The sequence below is a fragment of the Alphaproteobacteria bacterium US3C007 genome, assembly GCA_034423775.1.
Taxonomy (GTDB): Bacteria; Pseudomonadota; Alphaproteobacteria; order Rhodobacterales; family Rhodobacteraceae; genus Thalassovivens; species Thalassovivens spotae.
This window is the reverse complement of the sequence record CP139918.1, coordinates 668063-686649: the sequence shown is the minus strand read 5'-3', so window position 1 is coordinate 686649 and position 18587 is coordinate 668063. Positions and strand designations below refer to the sequence as shown.

General features: G+C 53.6%; 13 protein-coding genes. 8 read left to right on the top strand and 5 right to left on the bottom strand.

Annotated elements, in window-relative coordinates; genetic code table 11:
* Positions 1-426 precede the first annotated feature (426 nt).
* Together UM181_03500 and UM181_03495 are read left to right on the top strand one after the other, a co-directional pair.
* Complete coding sequence (locus UM181_03500; protein WQC63692.1) at positions 427-1335, top strand: NAD(P)-dependent oxidoreductase; 909 nt, start codon at positions 427-429, stop codon at positions 1333-1335.
* Positions 1332-2195 (top strand): sugar phosphate isomerase/epimerase family protein, encoded by an 864-nt coding sequence (locus UM181_03495; GenBank protein WQC63691.1) that lies wholly within the window; start codon positions 1332-1334, stop codon positions 2193-2195. The genes UM181_03500 and UM181_03495 overlap by 4 nt, the downstream gene beginning before the upstream one ends.
* Positions 2196-2248: 53 nt before the next feature.
* On the opposite strand, the gene iolE is transcribed toward UM181_03495, so the two are convergent.
* On the bottom strand, positions 2249-3148 hold the full coding sequence (gene iolE / locus UM181_03490; protein ID WQC63690.1) for a myo-inosose-2 dehydratase: 900 nt from the start codon (positions 3146-3148) through the stop codon (positions 2249-2251).
* Between the two features lie 4 nt (positions 3149-3152).
* Complete coding sequence (iolD, locus tag UM181_03485) at positions 3153-5000, bottom strand: 3D-(3,5/4)-trihydroxycyclohexane-1,2-dione acylhydrolase (decyclizing) (GenBank protein WQC63689.1); 1848 nt, start codon at positions 4998-5000, stop codon at positions 3153-3155.
* Positions 5001-5239: 239 nt separating this feature from the next.
* Between iolD and UM181_03480 the strand changes: the two genes are divergently transcribed.
* Genes UM181_03480 through UM181_03465 form a run of 4 tightly spaced genes read left to right on the top strand, consistent with a single transcriptional unit; the run spans position 5240 to position 9334 of the window.
* The gene (locus UM181_03480; protein WQC63688.1) at positions 5240-6190 is read left to right on the top strand and encodes an NAD(P)-dependent oxidoreductase; all 951 of its coding nucleotides are present in this window, start codon (positions 5240-5242) and stop codon (positions 6188-6190) included.
* A gap of 9 nt (positions 6191-6199) precedes the next feature.
* The gene (locus UM181_03475) at positions 6200-7306 is read left to right on the top strand and encodes a Gfo/Idh/MocA family oxidoreductase (GenBank protein WQC63687.1); all 1107 of its coding nucleotides are present in this window, start codon (positions 6200-6202) and stop codon (positions 7304-7306) included.
* Positions 7307-7342: 36 nt separating this feature from the next.
* Positions 7343-8155 (top strand): 5-deoxy-glucuronate isomerase, encoded by an 813-nt coding sequence (gene iolB, locus UM181_03470; GenBank protein WQC63686.1) that lies wholly within the window; start codon positions 7343-7345, stop codon positions 8153-8155.
* Between the two features lie 9 nt (positions 8156-8164).
* The gene (locus UM181_03465) at positions 8165-9334 is read left to right on the top strand and encodes a Gfo/Idh/MocA family oxidoreductase (GenBank protein WQC63685.1); all 1170 of its coding nucleotides are present in this window, start codon (positions 8165-8167) and stop codon (positions 9332-9334) included.
* Positions 9335-9386: 52 nt separating this feature from the next.
* On the opposite strand, the gene UM181_03460 is transcribed toward UM181_03465, so the two are convergent.
* The gene (locus tag UM181_03460) at positions 9387-10289 is read right to left on the bottom strand and encodes a LysR substrate-binding domain-containing protein (GenBank protein WQC63684.1); all 903 of its coding nucleotides are present in this window, start codon (positions 10287-10289) and stop codon (positions 9387-9389) included.
* 92 nt (positions 10290-10381) lie between these two features.
* On the opposite strand from UM181_03460, the gene UM181_03455 reads away from it, so the two are divergent.
* Together UM181_03455 and UM181_03450 are read left to right on the top strand one after the other, a co-directional pair.
* The gene (locus tag UM181_03455) at positions 10382-11899 is read left to right on the top strand and encodes a trimethylamine methyltransferase family protein (protein WQC63683.1); all 1518 of its coding nucleotides are present in this window, start codon (positions 10382-10384) and stop codon (positions 11897-11899) included.
* Positions 11900-11932: 33 nt separating this feature from the next.
* Positions 11933-14383: an FAD-dependent oxidoreductase gene (locus UM181_03450; protein WQC63682.1), complete on the top strand. Its 2451-nt coding sequence runs from the start codon at positions 11933-11935 to the stop codon at positions 14381-14383.
* Between the two features lie 49 nt (positions 14384-14432).
* Here UM181_03450 and UM181_03445 read toward each other — a convergent pair whose 3' ends face one another.
* A complete protein-coding gene (locus UM181_03445) occupies positions 14433-15869 on the bottom strand; it encodes an aldehyde dehydrogenase family protein (protein ID WQC63681.1) in 1437 nt (478 codons plus the stop codon).
* A 413-nt stretch (positions 15870-16282) separates the two neighbouring features.
* The gene (pnp, locus tag UM181_03440) at positions 16283-18424 is read right to left on the bottom strand and encodes a polyribonucleotide nucleotidyltransferase (GenBank protein WQC63680.1); all 2142 of its coding nucleotides are present in this window, start codon (positions 18422-18424) and stop codon (positions 16283-16285) included.
* Positions 18425-18587: the final 163 nt, after the last annotated feature.

The following is an 18587-nucleotide window of genomic DNA, read 5'->3' as shown; positions in this document are numbered from 1 at the left end:
CTTATCTTCATTCTGCTTCAAGTTTGCCCTTCAGGGGCGGCGTTGCGCGCGCCCGGCGGCTGCCCTTTTCGGCAGCATTCGTGACTATAATATGTTTGGATTTATTTTTTTTTCAACAGCGTCGGGATCGTTTTGAGAGAGGCTTTTCGCGACCACTGTTCGGTTGGGGCAGTGTGCAAGCGCAACCTATTAAGTATTTTAGCTATCGCACCGCGCCCAAAAAAAATCTTGCAATAATTTTGGAAGCGATTTTAATCTAGGGTGGTGGCCGCGCAAAGCGCCGCTGCCATCTTTTATGGGCGTGGGGTGTCTACTGGACCCGCCCGGTGTTCGTTGAACACTAGAAATTCCTGAATAGGCTGCGCCGTGGTTGAGCGCGTTATATAATTATAGATCCGGCTATGCCGGTGTTAAGGGAGAATGAAAATGAAAAACGTGGGAATTGTTGGCATTGGGGATATGGGCAGTGGCTTGGCCAAAAACTTAATTAAAAATGGGTTTTCAGTGATTGGTCTGGATTTGTTAGAGCATCGCAAACTGGCCTTTGAAGCTATGGGCGGGCAATTGGCACGCGATTATGCAGAAATTGGTCGGGCCAGTGATGCGGTGTTTGTCATGGTGATGAATGGTACGGAAGCCAAAGAGATTATTCTGGGTGAAAATGGTTTGGTCGCCTCGATGGAAAAGGGTGGCGCGATCCTGCTAACGGCGACGATCAAGCCAACCGAGGCCCGCGAAATTGGCGCTGCAATGGCTGGGTCGGGTATTGATTTGATTGACAGCCCCGTCTCGGGAGGGTTCCCAGGCGCGCAAGGGGGAAGCCTGACGTTAATGGCGGCCGCACCCGCTGACATTCTGGCAAAAAACCGACGCGTGATGGAGGCTGTTTCAAAAACCATTCACCACGTGGGAAGTGACGCTGGCATGGGGCAAACCGTAAAAGCCTGTTTGCAATCGCTCATCGGCTCGATCTTTTCGGGCACGTTTGAAGCCGCTGCATTGGCGGCAAAAGCGGGTGTCAGCGGAGATGTTTTGTTTAATGTTGTGTCTTCTTCTAGCGCAGGTTGCGGCATCACAAACGCGGCGCTTGAAAACATTATTGATCGGAAATTTGAAGGCACTGGCAGCCATATAAACACCATGCATAAGGATTTAACGATCTCTTTGAATATGGCCGAAGAACTTGAGGTGCCGCTCCATACAGCCTCAACGGCGATGCAAATTTTTCATGCGGGCAAATCGAAATACCCGAATGGAGATAATTGGGCCTGCACGCAGGTGATTGAAGAGATCATTGGGGCCGAGCTGCACCGCAATTTAGGCGGCAAAGCATGAAGTTAGGCGTTATTTGCGATGGTATCAGCCGCGATTTGACCCGTGCGATCGATGTAATGGATGAGTTTGATCTTACATATGCGGAATTGCAATTTGTGGGTGACAAAGAAGTTGGCGATCATAGCGCGGCCGAAATTGCCGAAATGGACCAACTGTTGCGGGGGCGTGGTAAGCCGGTTTCTTGTTTATCGCGGCATATTTTTGCCGGCACCACATCGGCTAACCGGCCTGGCGATGCGCTGCATCAAAAGCATATGGATGCGCTGAAGCGGGTGATTGAGATGGCGCATATTCTTGAGGCGCCCTTGGTGCGGATTATGACCCAGAAAAAAGAACAAATTCTCTGGGGTCGCAATGGCGCTGAAAAATGGAACGTGGCGCATGGCGCTTGGGACACGATGGCCCCAATGATCGTGCCAGCGGTTGACTTGGCCAAAGCGGAAGATGTGACGTTGGTGGTTGAAACGGGCAATGGCACGATGGTGAATTCAAATTATACGGCCCGAAAGCTGATCGACGAGCTGGATGCAAAAGAGACGCTGAAAGTTTTGTGGGATCCTGGCAATAATTGCTGGTGCCATGAGCAGGCCTTCCCCGATGGCTATGAAGCGGTAAAGGGCGGCTATCTTGGTCATGTGCATATCAAAGATGTTCTGGTTGACACGCCGCGTGCAACGCTGGAAGTGCGCAGGATGGGCACCGGGCAACTGGGCCCGATGTTTCAGCCAATGGCGGATGCGATGCGCGCAGATCATTATGATGGGGTGATCTCATTTGAAAGCGTTTTTCATCCCGGCAATGGCGATTTTGAGGATGGGTTTCGCCAATGTATCGGGCTGTTCAAAGAGATTTTTGGATAGGGTTTTAAGCTGGATATGAGGGCCGCTGGCGCGGCGGCCCTCTATGGCTTTCGTTAAGCTTCTACCGAATATCCTGCGTTTTTCATCACGCGGAGCAGTTCTTGATGGCCCGTTTGGGCCATTTTAAGGGGCGGATTTTTGATCGGGTCTTGCTCGGCTTCCACGACAAACCAGCCCTCATAGCCATGGGCGGCAAGGCGTTGAACGATGGCGTCGAAATCCAGACTGCCATCGCCGGGCACGGTAAAGGCGCCTTTGATCACCGCGTCCAAAAAGCTGTGCCGGCTGCGATCCAGCCCGGCGATCACATCCCCGCGCACATCTTTGGTATGCACATGGTTGATGCGGGCATGGTGCTTGTCGATCACCCGCAAAACATCTCCGCCAGCAAAGGCCATATGCCCCGCGTCAAAAAGCAGTGGCAAGGCGGCGCCGGAATAGGCCAACAGAAGATCTAATTCGGCCTCGGTTTCGATCGGAGCCGCCATATGATGGTGATAGCTCAACGGCATGCCCTGCGCGGCGCACCATTCGGCGAACGCGGTCAGTTTGCGCCCATATTCTTTGATCTGCGCCTCATCCAGCTTCAGTTTGCTGGCAAGCGGTGCAGATTGATCGCCTTGGATTGTACCCGCGGTTTCGCCATAAACAATACAGGGCGCCCCCATAGCTTTGAACAGCTCAAGTTGCGGGGCAATCCGGTCTTTCTCGGCTTCGATCTCGCCGCTCAGCAAAAGCCCCGAGAACCAACCCCCGCAGACCGAGATCCCGTAGCGCTCAAGAACGGGGCCCAAAACCGCAGGATCCATTGGAAAACGTCGCCCGGTTTCCATGCCGCTATAGCCGGCTTCGCTGGCTTGGCGCAGGCATTCTTCCAGCGAAACATCATCGCTGAGCTCTTCCAGATCATCATTCCACCAAGCAATCGGGGCGATGCCAAGCTTTGCTTTCATTTGCTTATACTCCGATACGTTGTTTGGCGCGGATCGCATCATGGTCTTTGCGCGCTTCATTAACGCTGTCACGGGCGGAGATTTCAGGCACGCCGACATCCCAAGATGCATCCCCCGGGGTCCACTCATAAGCATCAGAGGGAATGGTCAAAACGGTGGTTTTGTCATTTTCTTGGGCCCATTTCATGGCTTCATCCAATTCACCCAGCGTTTCCACGCGGCGCCCATAAGCGCCCATGGCTTCGGCATGTTTGGCAAAATCAACCGAAAATGGCGCTTTCACGCGGCTGTCTTTGATCAGGTTGTTAAAGGAGGCTCCGCCTTTGTAATTCTGTAGGCGGTTGATGATCGCATACCCGCCATTATCGGGCACAATCACGATAATTTTATGCCCGCTCAACACGGTGGAATAAATATCCGAATTCATCATCATATAGGTGCCATCGCCGATAATCACGATGGGGGTGCGGTTTTCATCTGCCATTGCGGCGCCCCAACCCGCGGGGATTTCATAGCCCATGCACGAAAAGCCAAATTCGGTGTCTACCGTATTGGGGGCTTTGACGCGCCAGCATTTATTCACTTCACCCGGAGGGCCGCCCGCCGCGGTGATCACCAGATCTTCTGTTTTGGCATTGTCTTGCACCACTTTAATCACCTGCGCGTAGGAGGGTATATGCGCATTGCTGGGTTTTTGCAGCTCATCAATCAAGCTGTCCCATTTGGCCATTTCATCGCGGCCTTTCTCCATCCAAGTGCTAGGGGCCGACCAGTCGCCCAAAGCCGCATCCATTTCACGCAGGCTTTCGCGGGCATCACCGACCACAGAGATGGCGCGGTGTTTGGTGGCATCAAAGCGCGCTGCATTGATCGAGATAAACTGAGCATCGGCTTTAAAGCTGGTCCAAGACCCGGTGGTGAAATCTTGCAGTCGGGTGCCTATCGCCACAATCACATCCGCTTCGGCGGCCATTGTATTGGCAGATGCTGATCCGGTTACGCCGATGCCCCCGACATAGGCGGGGTGCTCGTGCAGCACGGCACCTTTGCCGGCAATGGTTTCGCAAAGCGGAATGCCGCGGGCTTGCGCAAAATTACCCAATATCTCTTCAGCCAATGAATAGCGCACCCCGCCGCCTGAAATAATCAAGGGCTTCTTGGCGGCTTTTAGGGCTGCGATCGCCTTATCTAATTGCTGTAAATCGGGGCGCGCGCGCGGAATGTGATGCAGCGTGGGCTCAAAAAACGCAGCTGGATAGTCAAAAGCGATTTCCTGCGTGTCTTGGCACAGGCCGATAAAGGCAGGCCCGCAATCGGCTGGATCGAGCATTGCGGCAATCGCTTGGGGGAAGGATGAGATGATCTGCTCGGGATGGGTGATGCGATCCCAATAGCGGGTAACGGCTTTGAAGCTTTCATTCACGGTCAAGGTTGGATTGTTGAAATGCTCAACTTGCTGCAGCACCGGATCTGGGCGGCGGTTGGAGAATGTATCACCCGAAAGCAGCAGCACGGGTAGACGGTTGGAATGGGCCACGCCGGCCGCAGTGACCATATTGGTGGCTCCGGGCCCCACAGAGGAGGTGGCGATCATCAATTGCCGCCGCCGCTTAGCCTTGGCATAGCCAATTGCGGCAAGCGCCATCGATTGTTCGTTTTGCCCGCGCCACGTTGGCAATTGATCTTGCACCGCTTCTAAAGCTTCGGCCAAACAGGTCACATTGCCATGCCCGAAAATTCCGAACACGCCTGCAAAGAGTGGCACGCGCTCGCCCTCAATCTCGGTGAATTGATTGCACAGATATCGAACAACAGCCTGCGCCATCGTCAATCTGATTGTGTTTGCGGCCATATTTTCTCTCCCAAAATGGTCAAAGTAACGCTATTTTACGGCGGGCTCCAAACAAGCGGCCTGCAGGAAAATAGCGCAGTTCTGAATTGTAACTTGCGCTCTTTCGTTCCCATAGATACTAATTTTGCAACCGGTTGCAAAGCTTATTTCAAAGCGGGCCTTCCTGGCCTTTTGACGAGGGGCGCGCCCTTCATTTCGGCCTGCATAAGCAGCGATTGAAACAACAAAGAAAGACTGCGATGACGAAACATATTTTGGTTGCGGGAAAATTACATCCTTCGGCGCTGCGCGTGCTGGACAGCGCCGAAGGCGTTTCGTTCGATTACGTTCCCGATGCGGATCCCACCGCTTATTTGCCACTGCTGCCCAAGGCGCAGGGATTGGTGCTGCGCACGCAAACTTTAAATGCGGCTCATATCGCAACCGCGCCTGATTTGCAGATCGTTTCCCGCCATGGTGTTGGTTATGATGCGGTTGACGTGCCGGCGTTAACCAAGCGCGGTATTCCTTTGGCGATTGTGGGAGATGTAAATTCGCGCACCGTTGCCGAACATGCGATGCTGCTGCTTTTGGCGGCCTCGCGCTGTTTGGTGAAATCGGTCACGGGGTTTCGCGCTGGCGATTGGGCGCAGCGTAATATGTTTGAACCACGGGAGCTTTACGACAAAACGCTTTTAATCGTTGGCTATGGGCGCATTGGGCGGCACTTGGCGCAAATGGCCAAGGCTTTCGGAGTGCATGTTTTGGCCTATGACCCTTATCTAGGTGCGGATCAATTTGCTGGTGCCGAACAGGTGGCCGATATTTCGGCCGGTTTGACACGGGCCGATTTGGTTTCGCTGCATATTCCCAAAGCGGATGGTCCATTATTGGGCGCGGCTGAACTGGCATTATTGCCGGCGCATGCTGTGGTGGTTAACACGGCGCGCGGTGGTTTGATTGATGAGCTGGCCTTGGCGCAAGCCTTAAAAGAAGGTCGCTTGGGGGCTGCTGGTTTGGATGTGCTCGAGGTTGAGCCCCCCTCTTATGATCATCCTTTATTTGGCCTGGACAATGCGATTATCACGCCGCATGCGGCTGGTCTGACCGAAGAATGCGCCGAACGGATGGGCATGGTTTCGGTGCAGAATGTTTTGGATTATTTCGCTGAAACGTTAAATCCGGATCTTGTGGTCAATGGTCCCTTTTAGGAGAATGCAATGAAGGTTGGTTTGATTGGATCAGGGTTTATGGGCAAAGCGCATGCGTTTGGCTTTGCCACTGCAGAGCGTGTTTTCGATCTGCCCGTCAGCTTTGAAATGGATATTCTGGCAGATGCCACGCTTGACTTGGCAGAAGCTGCGCGCGCGGCCTTTGGGTTTCAGCGGGCCACCGAGAATTGGCGCGATTTGATCAGCGACCCTTCGATTGATATCGTAGATATTACAGCCCCGAACGCGCTTCACAAAGAAATGGCATTGGCCGCAATCGCTGCAGGAAAACACGTCTATTGCGAAAAGCCATTGGCACCCTTGGCCTGCGATGCATTGGAAATGGCGGAAGCTGCAGAGGCCGCAGGCGTTAAAACGCAAGTGGGGTTTAATTACCTAATGAATCCAATGCTTCGCTTGGCCCGTGAGATGATTCTAGCTGGTGAATTGGGTGAGATTTATTCTTACCGCGGCGTCCATGCCGAAGATTATATGTCGGATCCGGCTGGCCCCTATACGTTTCGCCACGAGCCTGCCGGTGGCGGTGCCTTGGCAGATATTGGCAGTCACGCATTGGCCACGGCAGAGTTTCTTTTGGGCCCGATCGCGCAAGTGATGGGCAATAGCCATATTTTGATCCCTGAACGCCGCGATGCCTCTGGGCAGAGGCGCACAATCGAAGTAGATGATGTTACGCATGCATTTTTGCGCTTTGACAGCGGTATCACTGGCAGTATTGAGGCAAATTGGTGCGCGACAGGGCGCAGCATGCAGCATGATTTTGAAGTTTATGGATCAAAGGGCGCGCTGCATTTCAGCCAGGAGCGGTTCAACGAGCTACATTTTTACAATGCCAATGACAAACCTGGACAACGTGGGTTTCGGCGCATCGAAGCAGGGCCGACGCATCCCCCTTATGGGCAGTTTTGCGTCGCACCCGGTCATCAAATCGGGTTTAATGATTTGAAAGCGATTGAAATTGCCGGATATGCCGAGGCGCTTGCCGGGCAAGCCGCCGAGCCGTTCAATTTTCGCGCCGGTTGGCGGGTGCAACGCCTCGTGGAGGCGATTCAGCAGGCCGCAGCGCATCAACAATGGATTGATACGGCGCCCTAAGCGCCGGATCTAGGCAGAATGAAAGGCAGGAAAGCCATGAGCAAATTGCATATCAAACCCAAGGGACGCCTTGGGAAGGTGTTTGATGTAACGCCCGAAACTGCAGGATGGTCCTATGTGGGCTTTGGGCTTTATCACTTAAAAGCTGGGGACAAGGTGGCCGAACAAACCGCGGGCAATGAAGCCATTCTTGTTGTGGTTGAAGGCAAGGTTTCTCTGAAAGCTTGTGGGCAGGATTTTGGCGAAATGGGGGATCGGATGTCGGTGTTTGAACGCACGCCGCCGCACGCGCTTTATGTGCCCCAAAACGAGGAGTGGAGCGCAGTCGCAAGCACAGATTGCGTGCTGGCTATATGCACCGCGCCGGGCACCGGCACCTATCCTGCCGCCCGCTTGGGCCCCGAGGGGATCGATACCATGCCGCGCGGCGCTGGGGCCAATACCCGCTATGTGAACAATATTGCCATGGAAGGGCGCGATGTGGCCAGCAGCCTTTTGGTGACCGAAGTCTTCACGCCGCAGGGCAATTGGTCATCTTACCCCTCGCATCGCCATGATGTCGATAATTTTCCTGAAATCACCTATCTTGAGGAAACCTATTATCACCGGTTAAACCCGTCTCAGGGGTTTGGCGTGCAGCGCGTTTATACCGAAGATGGCAGTTTAGACGAAACCATGGCGGTAAAAGATGGGGATGTGGTTTTGGTGCCCAAAGGCCACCATCCTTGCGGCGCGCCCTATGGCTATGAGATGTATTACCTAAATGTGATGGCGGGCCCGCTGCGCAAGTGGCGTTTTCAAAATGATCCGGATCATGATTGGATTTATCAGCGCGATTCGGCGAAATAGGAAGCTTATATGTCTGCTCAAATACCTCAGAAATTCGGATCTATGCCCCGCCGTTTGCGTTTGGGCATGGTGGGCGGCGGCGCGGGCCTTATCGGGGAGGTGCATGCCAATGGAGCCCGGCTGTCAAACCGTTGGGAGCTGGTTGCCGGGGCGCTTTCATCCAACGCAGAGCGCGCAAAAGCCGCTGGTAAGGCGTGGTTTTTGGCAGCAGATCGCTGTTATGAAAGCTACCAAGAGATGGCGCGTGCAGAAGCGCAACGCGCAGATGGTATTGATGCTGTGGCGATCGTAACGCCCAACCATTTGCACGCACCCGTGGCGTTGGAATTCATGGCGCGGGGCATCGATGTGATCAGTGATAAGCCCGTAACCGCGCGGCTCGATGAGCTGGGGCCCTTGGTCGCCGCACAAGAAAAGTCAAAGGTGTTTTTCGGGGTGACTTATGCCTATGCCAGCCACCCTATGCTGCGCCAAGCGCGCGAGATGGTGCGGGCGGGTGAGCTGGGCGAGTTGCGACAAATTCACGTAGAATATTTTCAGGATTGGGCGATAGATTTAACCGATCAGGCGGGGGATATCCCCTGGCGCTTGGATCCGGCGCAAACGGGCAGCAGTTTTACGGTTGCCGATATCGGCACCCATGCCGAGCATTTGGCCTGCTTTGCCAGCGGCCTGCAGATCGAAGCGCTGCGCGCTGATTTTCATGTGACCGGCGCGGCAAAGCCGCTGGAAGATACTGCCTTTATGCAATTGCGCTTTGAAGGCGGCGTTCCGGGAACTTTGATGGTCAGCCAAGCGATGGCGGGCAGCCAATGCGGGTTGCGCTTGCGTCTTTGCGGATCAAAGGCCAGCCTTGACTGGTGTCAGGAAATCCCTGAAAGCTTGTGCTACCGGGCGGTTGGTCAGCCAGAAAAAATATTAACCCGCGGCCATGGGGCAGGCATTTATCCGGCCGTTGAAAATCTGCTGCGCATGCCGCGTGGGCACCCCGAAGCGCTGAGCGATGCTTGGGCCAATTTATATTTGGAATTTGCGATTGCAATTGATGCGCGTCGCCGCGGTGTGACCTTGCCGGAAAACCTGATTGCGCCGCCAAGTTTATTGGATGGCAAACGCGGTATGGAATTTGTGGAAGCCGCCGTGCACTCGGCTCAAACCGGCGCTTGGGTTTCTTTTTAGGCTTTGAGCAGCGCCCGCTATTGCGTGCCTTTGCGCCTGTCTTCATGGTGCATCATTCGGCGGCTTCAATCAGCCAGTCGCGTGTCAGCGCTGCCTTTTCTGAAAGGGGGCGTAAGTTGGACCAGACCAGATAAAACCCCATGCCTGTATGCCAGGCCCATTCTGAGTGCGCTTCCAACAGATCGGCGTTGATCAATGCCCGCGTAACGTGTCGCCAGCCAAAGGCAAAGCCTTCGCCGGCCATCGCTGCTTGCAGCACCAAAGCATAATCATTCAAACGTAACCCGCCGGTTAATGTTGGAATTTGGATATTGAAGGCGGCAAAATATTGCGCCCAACCGGGCCGTTCACGGATCGGCTCTTCTAGGTGAATAAGCGGTTGCATGGCCAGCTCTGAAAGGCGTTTCAGGGGCTGAGCCGCCTGCATCACGCTGGGGGCTGCAATTGGGAAAATAACTTCCTGCGCCAGCAAATAGCTGCTGCAACCAGCCCAGTTTCCATTGCCACGGCGTATCGCCAGACTGATCCCTTCCCCATCGATATCGGGCTCGCGATCCGAGGTTTGCAAGCGTAGATCGATCAACGGATGGGCCTGATGAAACGCACTAAGCTGGGGTACCATCCAATAATTTGCAAAAGCGGTTGAGGCGCTCAGCGTCACGTAATTGCGTTGACCTTGGGCGCTTAGATTGCGCGCGCTCTCTAAAATACGCTCAAATCCCGCAGCGACATCACGAAACAAATGTTCGCCCGCGGGGGTCAATGTGACCTGCCGATGCTGTCGGTGAAATAAGGTGACGCCTAAGGCCGCCTCAAGTTGCCGGATCGCGGTGCTAATCGCAGGTTGAGAGACGTTCAGCTCAGATCCGGCCTTGGTAAATGATCGACAACGCGCGGCGGATTCAAACACCAGTAAATGGCGGGGTGAGGCGGTAAGTTTCCAGAGTTCTTGCATAATTTCAAATTATCCAAATCATTACATTTTTCAACCATCACAGCGCCTCTTTTTAATTCTATATTTCTTGAAGCTATATGAAGGATCGCAGAATGGCCCGCCGCACCCGTCTTAAGAACCGGCGTGATGACGCCGCTACCGCGTCAGTTACGGCAGCCTATGTGAAACGGGATTTGCCGTTTTTTGATCCCTTAAATCCGGATGTGGTGGCCGGCTTAGAAACCCAGGTGGATTGGATATTGCAAGAGGTGGGGATTGCGTTTCGCGATGATCCCAAGGCGCTTGAGATTTGGCGCAAGGCGGGGGTTAAGCCTGAGGGGGTTCTGATCAAGGCGCCTGCAGATTGGATCCGCGCATTATGCCGCAAAGCGCCAAGCGAGTTTACCCAGCGGGCGCGCAACCCGGAACGCTCGGTGCGTATTGGCGGCGCGCATCAGGTGTTTGCCCCGATTTATGGCGCGCCATTCGTGCGTGATCTGAAACAGGGCCGCCGCTATGGTGATTTGGACAGTTTTACAAAGCTGGTCAAATTGGTGCAGATGCTTCCAAGCTTGCATCATTCTGGTTTGGTAATCGTTGAGCCTTGCGATGTGCCCGTCAGCAAACGGCATTTGGACATGGTCTATGCGCATATGCGATACACCGACAAACCGCATCTGGGCGCTATTACCGAACAAAGCCGGGCCCAAGACAGTGTGGATATGGCGGAAATTCTGCATGGAAAAGAGGCGATGGACACGCAATGCGTGATCCTAGGCAATGTAAACACCAATTCGCCGCTTTTGGTGGATAAGGTGGTGAGCGAAGCCATTCGCACTTATTGCCGGCGCGGGCAGGGCATTATCGTTGTGCCGTTTATTTTATCGGGTGCTATGGGCCCTGTCTCCACGGCGGCTTCGATCGCGCAGGCGATGGCTGAGGCGATGATCTGTTGTGCCTTTAGCCAATTGGTGCGCGAAGGGGCGCCGTTTGTTCTAGGTAATTTTTTATCCTCGATGTCGCTGAAATCGGGGGCCCCTACCTTTGGCATGCCAGAGCCCGTACTTTCAAATTATGTAATTGGGCAAATGGCGCGGCGCATTGGTTTGCCGTTGCGCTGTGGGGGATCGTTGACAGCAAGCAAGATCGAGGATGCGCAAGCTGCCTATGAAAGCGCTGACAGTATGCATTCCACAATGCTTGCGGGCGCGCATTTTGTGTTGCATGCGGCCGGATGGATGGAAGGCGGGCTGTGTACTGGGTTTGAAAAGCTGGTGATGGATGCGGATCGATTGGGCGCTTACCAGAAGTTCTTGAAAGGTTTAGAGACCTCTGAAGAGGCTTTTGCACGCGATGCTTACGCTGAAGTAAAGCCTGGCGGGCATTTCTTGGGCGCGGCGCATACGATGCGCAATTATCAAACTGCGTTTTACGAACCAGCTTTAAGCAATAGTGAAAATGTGGAAAGTTGGGAAGATGGCGGATCGCTTGATATGCGGCAACGCGCCCATAAACGTTGGACGCATTTGCTAGACCAGTATGAGGCGCCGCCGCTTGATCCAGCGATTGATGAAGCGCTGCAAGAGTTTGTTGCCCGGCGTAAATCAGAATTGCCAGACGCTTGGTATTAAGCCGCCAGATTTTCAAGAGAGGAGTATTCAGCAATGCCCGATATCCAAACACCAGACAAGCTTCGCGACAAAAAATTGCCCAGTCATGCCAAGGTGGTGGTGATTGGCGGCGGGGTTGTCGGCTGCTCGATTTTGTTTCATCTGGCAAAATTCGGCTGGAAAGATGTGGTATTGCTTGAACGCAACGAGCTGACATCGGGGTCAAGCTGGCATGCTGCAGGGCAAATTCATACGATTTCAAGCGATCCCAATATCAGCCGCCTGCAAAGTTATACAATTGACCTTTATAAAGAAATTGAAGAACTCTCGGGGCATTCTGTTGGGCTTCATATCACGGGTGGGTTTTATCTAGCATCGAATAAAACCTGGTATGATTATCTGAAACGCGAGCGCTCGAAAGCGCGCTATATGGGGCTTAATCAAGAATTTATCAGCCCCAAAGAAGTGGCTGAACGGCATCCATTGATCGATCCAAGCCATTATCTTGCCGCGCTTTGGGATGATCAGGATGGGGATCTGGATCCGTCTGGCGCGACTTATGCGTTTGCAAAAGCCGCCCGCGTTTATGGGGCGCAATATTTCACCCATACGCCGGCCACTGCCACCGCGCAACGCGCTGATGGCAGCTGGGATGTCAGCACGCCCAAAGGGATGATCAATGCTGAACATATCGTGAATTGCGGGGGGCTCTGGGCGCGCGAAGTGGGGCATATGCAAGGCGTGCATTTGCCGGTGCAACCAATGGAACATCATTATTTGCTCACCGAAAAAATTGATGCGGTGGCCAACCATCCGACGCGTTTGCCCTGTGGCATAGATTATGAAGCAAATATTTATTTTCGTCAGGAACGCCAAGGCATGTTGCTGGGCACCTATGAGCCAAAAGGAACCCCTTGGAAAGTGGCTGGCACCCCTTGGGAGTTTGGCCATGAGTTGTTGCAACCCGATTTAGAGCGGATCGCGGATCGGCTTGAATTGGGTTTTGAGCGTATCCCTGCTTTGGGGCAAGTGGGCATTAAGGATGCGATCAATGGCCCCTTTACCTTTGGTCCGGATGGCAACCCGATGATTGGGCCCGTGCCGGGGATGCGCAATTACTGGGTCGCGGTTGGGGTGATGGCGGGTTTCTGCCAAGGTGGCGGCGTTGGGTTAAGCTTGGCTGAATGGATGATTGATGGCGAGCCTTCGATCGACGTCTGGGCGATGGATGTGGCGCGGTTTGGCGAATTTGCGACGCCTGATTGGGGCACTGTGAAATCAACTGAAAACTATGAACGTCGGTTTGTGATGACCTTTCCCAATGAAACCTTGCCGAAGGGGCGCGTTCAAAAAACCACCGCGCTGCATGATCGGCTTGTGGCCAAAGGCGCACGGATGGATCAAAGTTTTGGGCTGGAACATGCGTTGTGGTTTGCCAATGGCCCTGAGGATGCGCATGAAGACCCTAGCTTTGAGCGCAATCGCAGCCATGAATATGTGGCGCGCGAAGTGGCGGCGGTGCGCAATGCTGTGGGGGGAATAGAGATTGCTAATTTTGCCAAGCATGAGTTTAAAGGCCCCGGCGCGCGGGCCTATCTGAACCGGATTCTTGCGGGGCATATCCCGCGCCCTGGGCGATTATCATTAACTCCAATGCTGACTCCGCAGGGCAGATTATACGGGGATTTGACGATCGCCTGCCTTGTGGAAGATCACTTTATGCTGATCGGCTCGGGCAGCATGCAAGAGGCCCATCGGCGTTGGTTCGAAGCTTCGTTGCCAAGCGACGTGGCATATTCCAACGCAAGCGATTTATGGCATGGAATTGCGCTGAGCGGTCCTAAATCTCGTGATTTATTGGCTAAGATTTGTCGCGATGACGTGTCGGGCTTGGCCTTGAAATTTCGCGATACGCGGCACTGTTTCGTAGGCGGAGTGCCGGTGATCTTAAACCGTATCAGCTTTAGCGGTGAGCTGGGATTTGAAATCTATTGCCGCCCGCATTATCTGCTGCGCCTGGCGCAGGCGATTGAAGAAGCCGGGGCTGATCTTGGGTATCAATGGTATGGCGCGCGGGCGCTTATGTCGTTGCGTTTGGAAAAGGGCTGGGGTGCCTGGGGGCTGGATTATCGCCCCGATTTTAATGTGGTTGAAAGCGGCCTTGATGGATTTGTGAATTGGACGAAAGAATTTGTGGGCAAGCCAACGGCTGCGGCACAAAAAGCCGCGGGCGCGCGGCGCAAATTGGTCAGTTTGGTGGTGGATGTTGACGGCATTGATGTCTGCAATGATGAATCGATTTTGAAAAATGGTAGGGCAATTGGTTATGTCAGCTCTGGCGGATATGCCCATCACGCGCAAAAATCGATGGCAATGGGCTATGTGGAAATTGCCCATTCAGCCCCTGGCAGCCAACTAGACATCGAAATTCTTGGGAAAATTTATCAAGCTGAGGTGTTAGGGGCGCCAATTTACGATCCAAATGGCAGTAAGATGCGCGGCTAAAAGCTAAGCTATATATAAAAAAGGGGCCGCGTGGCCCCTTTATCGGGCTTTAGACGGCCCAGTCAGAGACGGCTTTGATCTCAAGAAAATCTTCAATCCCCCAAGCGCCGGCTTCGCGGCCATTTCCGGATTGCTTCATTCCCCCGAATGGCGCACCCGCGCCGCGCGGCTTGCCATTCATTTCCACCATACCCGAGCGCAATTTTCGCGCCATCCGATTGGCTTTTTGCGGATCTTGCGTTTGTACGTAATTGGTCAGCCCATAGGTGGTATCATTGGCCATTTCGATCGCCTCTTCTTCTGTGTCAAAGGGGATGATTGATAAGACCGGTCCGAAAATCTCTTCGCGGGCAATTTCCATATCATTGCGCACATCGGCAAAAACGGTCGGGCGGATGAAAAACCCCCGATTCAAACCATCGGGGCGGCCGGGCCCACCGGCCACGAGGCGCGCGCCTTCGTCAATCCCCTTTTGGATCAGCGTTTGAATTTTGTTAAATTGCACCTCATTGACCACAGGGCCGATATGACGGCCCTCTTCATTGGCGGGGCCAATTGAAATGTTATCGGCGGTATTGATTGCGGTTTCAACGGCTTGCTCATAGATATCGCGCTGCACCATCATCCGGGTTGGGGCATTACAGGATTGGCCTGTGTTGTTCATGCAATGCAAGACACCGCGCTTAACGGCTTTTTCATCCGCATCGGAAAACACGATATTGGCGCCCTTGCCCCCCAATTCCAGATGCACGCGTTTGAGCGTATCAGCCGCATTTTTGGAAATGATTGTTCCGGCACGAGCTGAGCCGGTAAAGCTGACCATATCAACGTCTTTATGCACAGATAATTGTGTGCCCACGCCCGCGCCATCTCCATTTATCAAATTAAAAACGCCGGCTGGGAAGCCTGCGGCATCCATACATTCAGCAAAAATCAGTGCGTTCAGCGGGCTTTCTTCTGAGGGTTTCAAAACCATCGTACAGCCCGCAATCGCCGCCGCGCCCACTTTAAGTGCGATTTGGTTGAGCGGCCAATTCCAAGGCGTGATCAAGGCGCAGACTCCAACCGCTTCGTGAAGGATCCGATCATTCGGGGCGTGATCGCCAAGCGCGTGATCAAATTGAAAGCTTTTGGCGGCGCGGATAAAGTTTTTCAAATGGCCTGAACCGGCACCAACTTGGCTGCCGCGGGCCATATCAATCGGTGCACCCATTTCCATGCTGGTGGCTTGTGCAAGATCTTCAACGCGGGTGAGATAGATGTCTAATAGCTTTTCAACCAAAGCAATCCGCGTTTCAACAGGGGTGTCCATCCATGCGGGCAAGGCGGCTTTGGCTGCACTGACCGCGGCGTCGGTATCGGCCTGCCCACCAAGCGAGATAACCGCGCATGGCGCTTCGGTGGTCGGGTTGATCACGTCACGGTCTTGGCCATCAAGCGGGTTTGTCCAAGCTCCATTGATATAGAATTGACGCTTTTCGATCATTGCAGATCTCCTATTCGAATAAATACATTCCAAAGCCTTGGCTCTGGGCGACTGTTTCAGGCCAGATTGAGATTAGCAAGAGCTTGCGTGCGAGGGAAGTCATATTGCACGGAGCAACCTGCTTTATAGCATGTACCAAACCCTCTAGTGGCGCCGCTATTTTGACGTGCTGCGCCTGCGTGATTGCGCTTGCCTCAGGCAGCCGGCTTTGACTCAAGACCTGATGATCCGACGGAAGATTTTACCGTGACTATGCGTATGAATTGTGGGGCGGTAAGGCACTTTAATCTGGCAGGCGTGAATTGCTTATATACCGCGCTCCCCAAGGGTTAACGCTGCGGGTACAGGCCTAAATACCAGCAGGTGGGATTGTTGTTTTGGGCCCGGCGCAAAGCCAGGCCCAAAGACAAAACTTATTCTGCAGATTCGTCTTTCTTTTCTTCAACGATTTCTGCACCGGTTTCTTGATCGACCATTTTCATCGCCAAGCGAACTTTGCCACGATCATCAAAGCCGAGCAGTTTGACTTTGACATCTTGGCCTTCTTTGAGAACATCTGACGGATGGTTCAAGCGGCGGTTTTCAATCTGGCTTACATGTACCAAACCATCGCGCTTGCCAAAGAAGTTTACAAAAGCTCCGAAATCAACGATTTTCACCACTTTGCCATCGTAAATCTTACCCACTTCGGGCTCGGCAACGATTGAGTAGATCATATCATAGGCTTTTTTGATCGATTCCCCGTCTGGAGAGGCGATTTTGATCACCCCTTCATCATTGATATCGACTTTTGCCCCCGAGACTTCCACGATTTCACGGATGACTTTGCCGCCCGATCCGATGACTTCACGGATTTTATCCGTTGGAACGGTCATCGTTTCAATCCGCGGCGCGTGAACGCTGAAGTCAGCGGCTTCGGTCAGAGATTTGGACATTTCATCAAGAATATGCAGCCGGCCCTCTTTGGCCTGCGCCAGAGCCTGTTTCATGATTTCAGGCGTGATGCCAGCGACTTTGATGTCCATTTGCAATGAGGTGATCCCCTCAGCGGTTCCCGCCACTTTGAAATCCATATCGCCAAGGTGATCTTCATCGCCCAAGATATCGGTTAGGATTGCGAAATCTCCGCTGTCTTCCAAGATCAGACCCATCGCAACGCCGGCAACCGGGGCTTTCAAGGGAACTCCGGCATCCATCATTGACAAAGAGCCTCCACAGACGGAAGCCATGGAAGAGGATCCGTTTGATTCAGTGATTTCAGAGACAACGCGCACGGTATAAGGAAAGTCGGTTGCCGCAGGCAAAACCGCCTGTAGCGCGCGCCATGCTAATTTTCCGTGGCCAATTTCGCGGCGACCAGGAGGGCCCACGCGGCCCGCTTCACCAACCGAATAGGGGGGGAAGTTATAATGCAAAAGGAAGTTGCTGCGAGAATTTCCATGCAAGGCATCGATGATTTGCTCATCATCGCCCGTGCCAAGCGTGGTAACCACCAAGCCTTGGGTTTCGCCGCGCGTAAACAAAGCAGACCCGTGGGTGCGTGGCAGCATGCCGGTTTCGCAAACAATTCCGCGCACATCGCTGGTGCCGCGTCCGTCGATACGTTTGCCTGTTTTTACCACGTCGCCGCGTAGGATGCCGGCTTCCAGCTTTTTCATCGCTGATCCGAGATTGGCATCGGCCAATTGCTCGTCGCTCAGCGCCGCCGTGATCGTTGCACGCGCGGCTGAGACTGCGGCTGTGCGCTCTTGTTTATCGCTTAAGGCAAACGCGGCGCGCATGTCTGCGTCACCTGCCGCTTTGATCGCTTGATAAAGATCGGCGTAATCGGGGGCTTCGAAATGGAAGGGCTCTTTCGCCGCATCTTCTGCCAAATCAATGATCAAATCGATCACGGGTTGGATTTGCGCATGGGCAAATGTCACCGCGTTGAGCATCTCTTCTTCGGTCAGCTCATAAGCCTCTGATTCTACCATCATCACGGCGTCTTTGGTGCCGGCAACGACCAGGTCTAAACGCTGATCTGGGTTGTTACGCAGATGATCCATATCATCCACGGTCGGGTTTAAAACATACTCACCATCGGTATATCCCACACGGCATCCGGCGATCGGCCCCATGAATGGCGCACCAGAGATTGTCAGCGCAGCAGAGGCCGCGATCATTGCAACAATATCGGGATCGTTCACCAAATCATGGCTAAGAACGGTACACATCACCAAGACTTCATTTTTGAAGCCATCCACAAAGAGGGGGCGAATTGGGCGATCAATCAAGCGCGCGGTCAAAGTTTCTTTTTCAGAAGGGCGCGCTTCGCGCTTGAAAAAGCCGCCCGGGATTTTACCCGCTGCGTAATATTTTTCTTGGTAATGCACGGTCAGCGGGAAGAAATCTTGCCCCGGCTTTTGTGCTTTTGCGAAGGTCACATTGGCCATCACTGAGGTTTCGCCGAGCGTGGCAATCACGGTGCCATCGGCTTGACGGGCCACTTTGCCCGTTTCGAGTGTCAGGCGCTCTTCGCCCCATTCGATTGATTTCGTCGTTACATTAAACATCTATGTTTCCTAATTAGGCCGATTGGCCATTTGCGTAGGGGGCGAATTCCCCCTGACCCCAATATCTTATATGTCGGGCGCTGGAGTCCGGGCGCCGGATTTCAGATAGAGGGCGTTTAGCCTAATTATGCAGTGATGGAAAGAGCTGGCAAAGCGGTTTGCT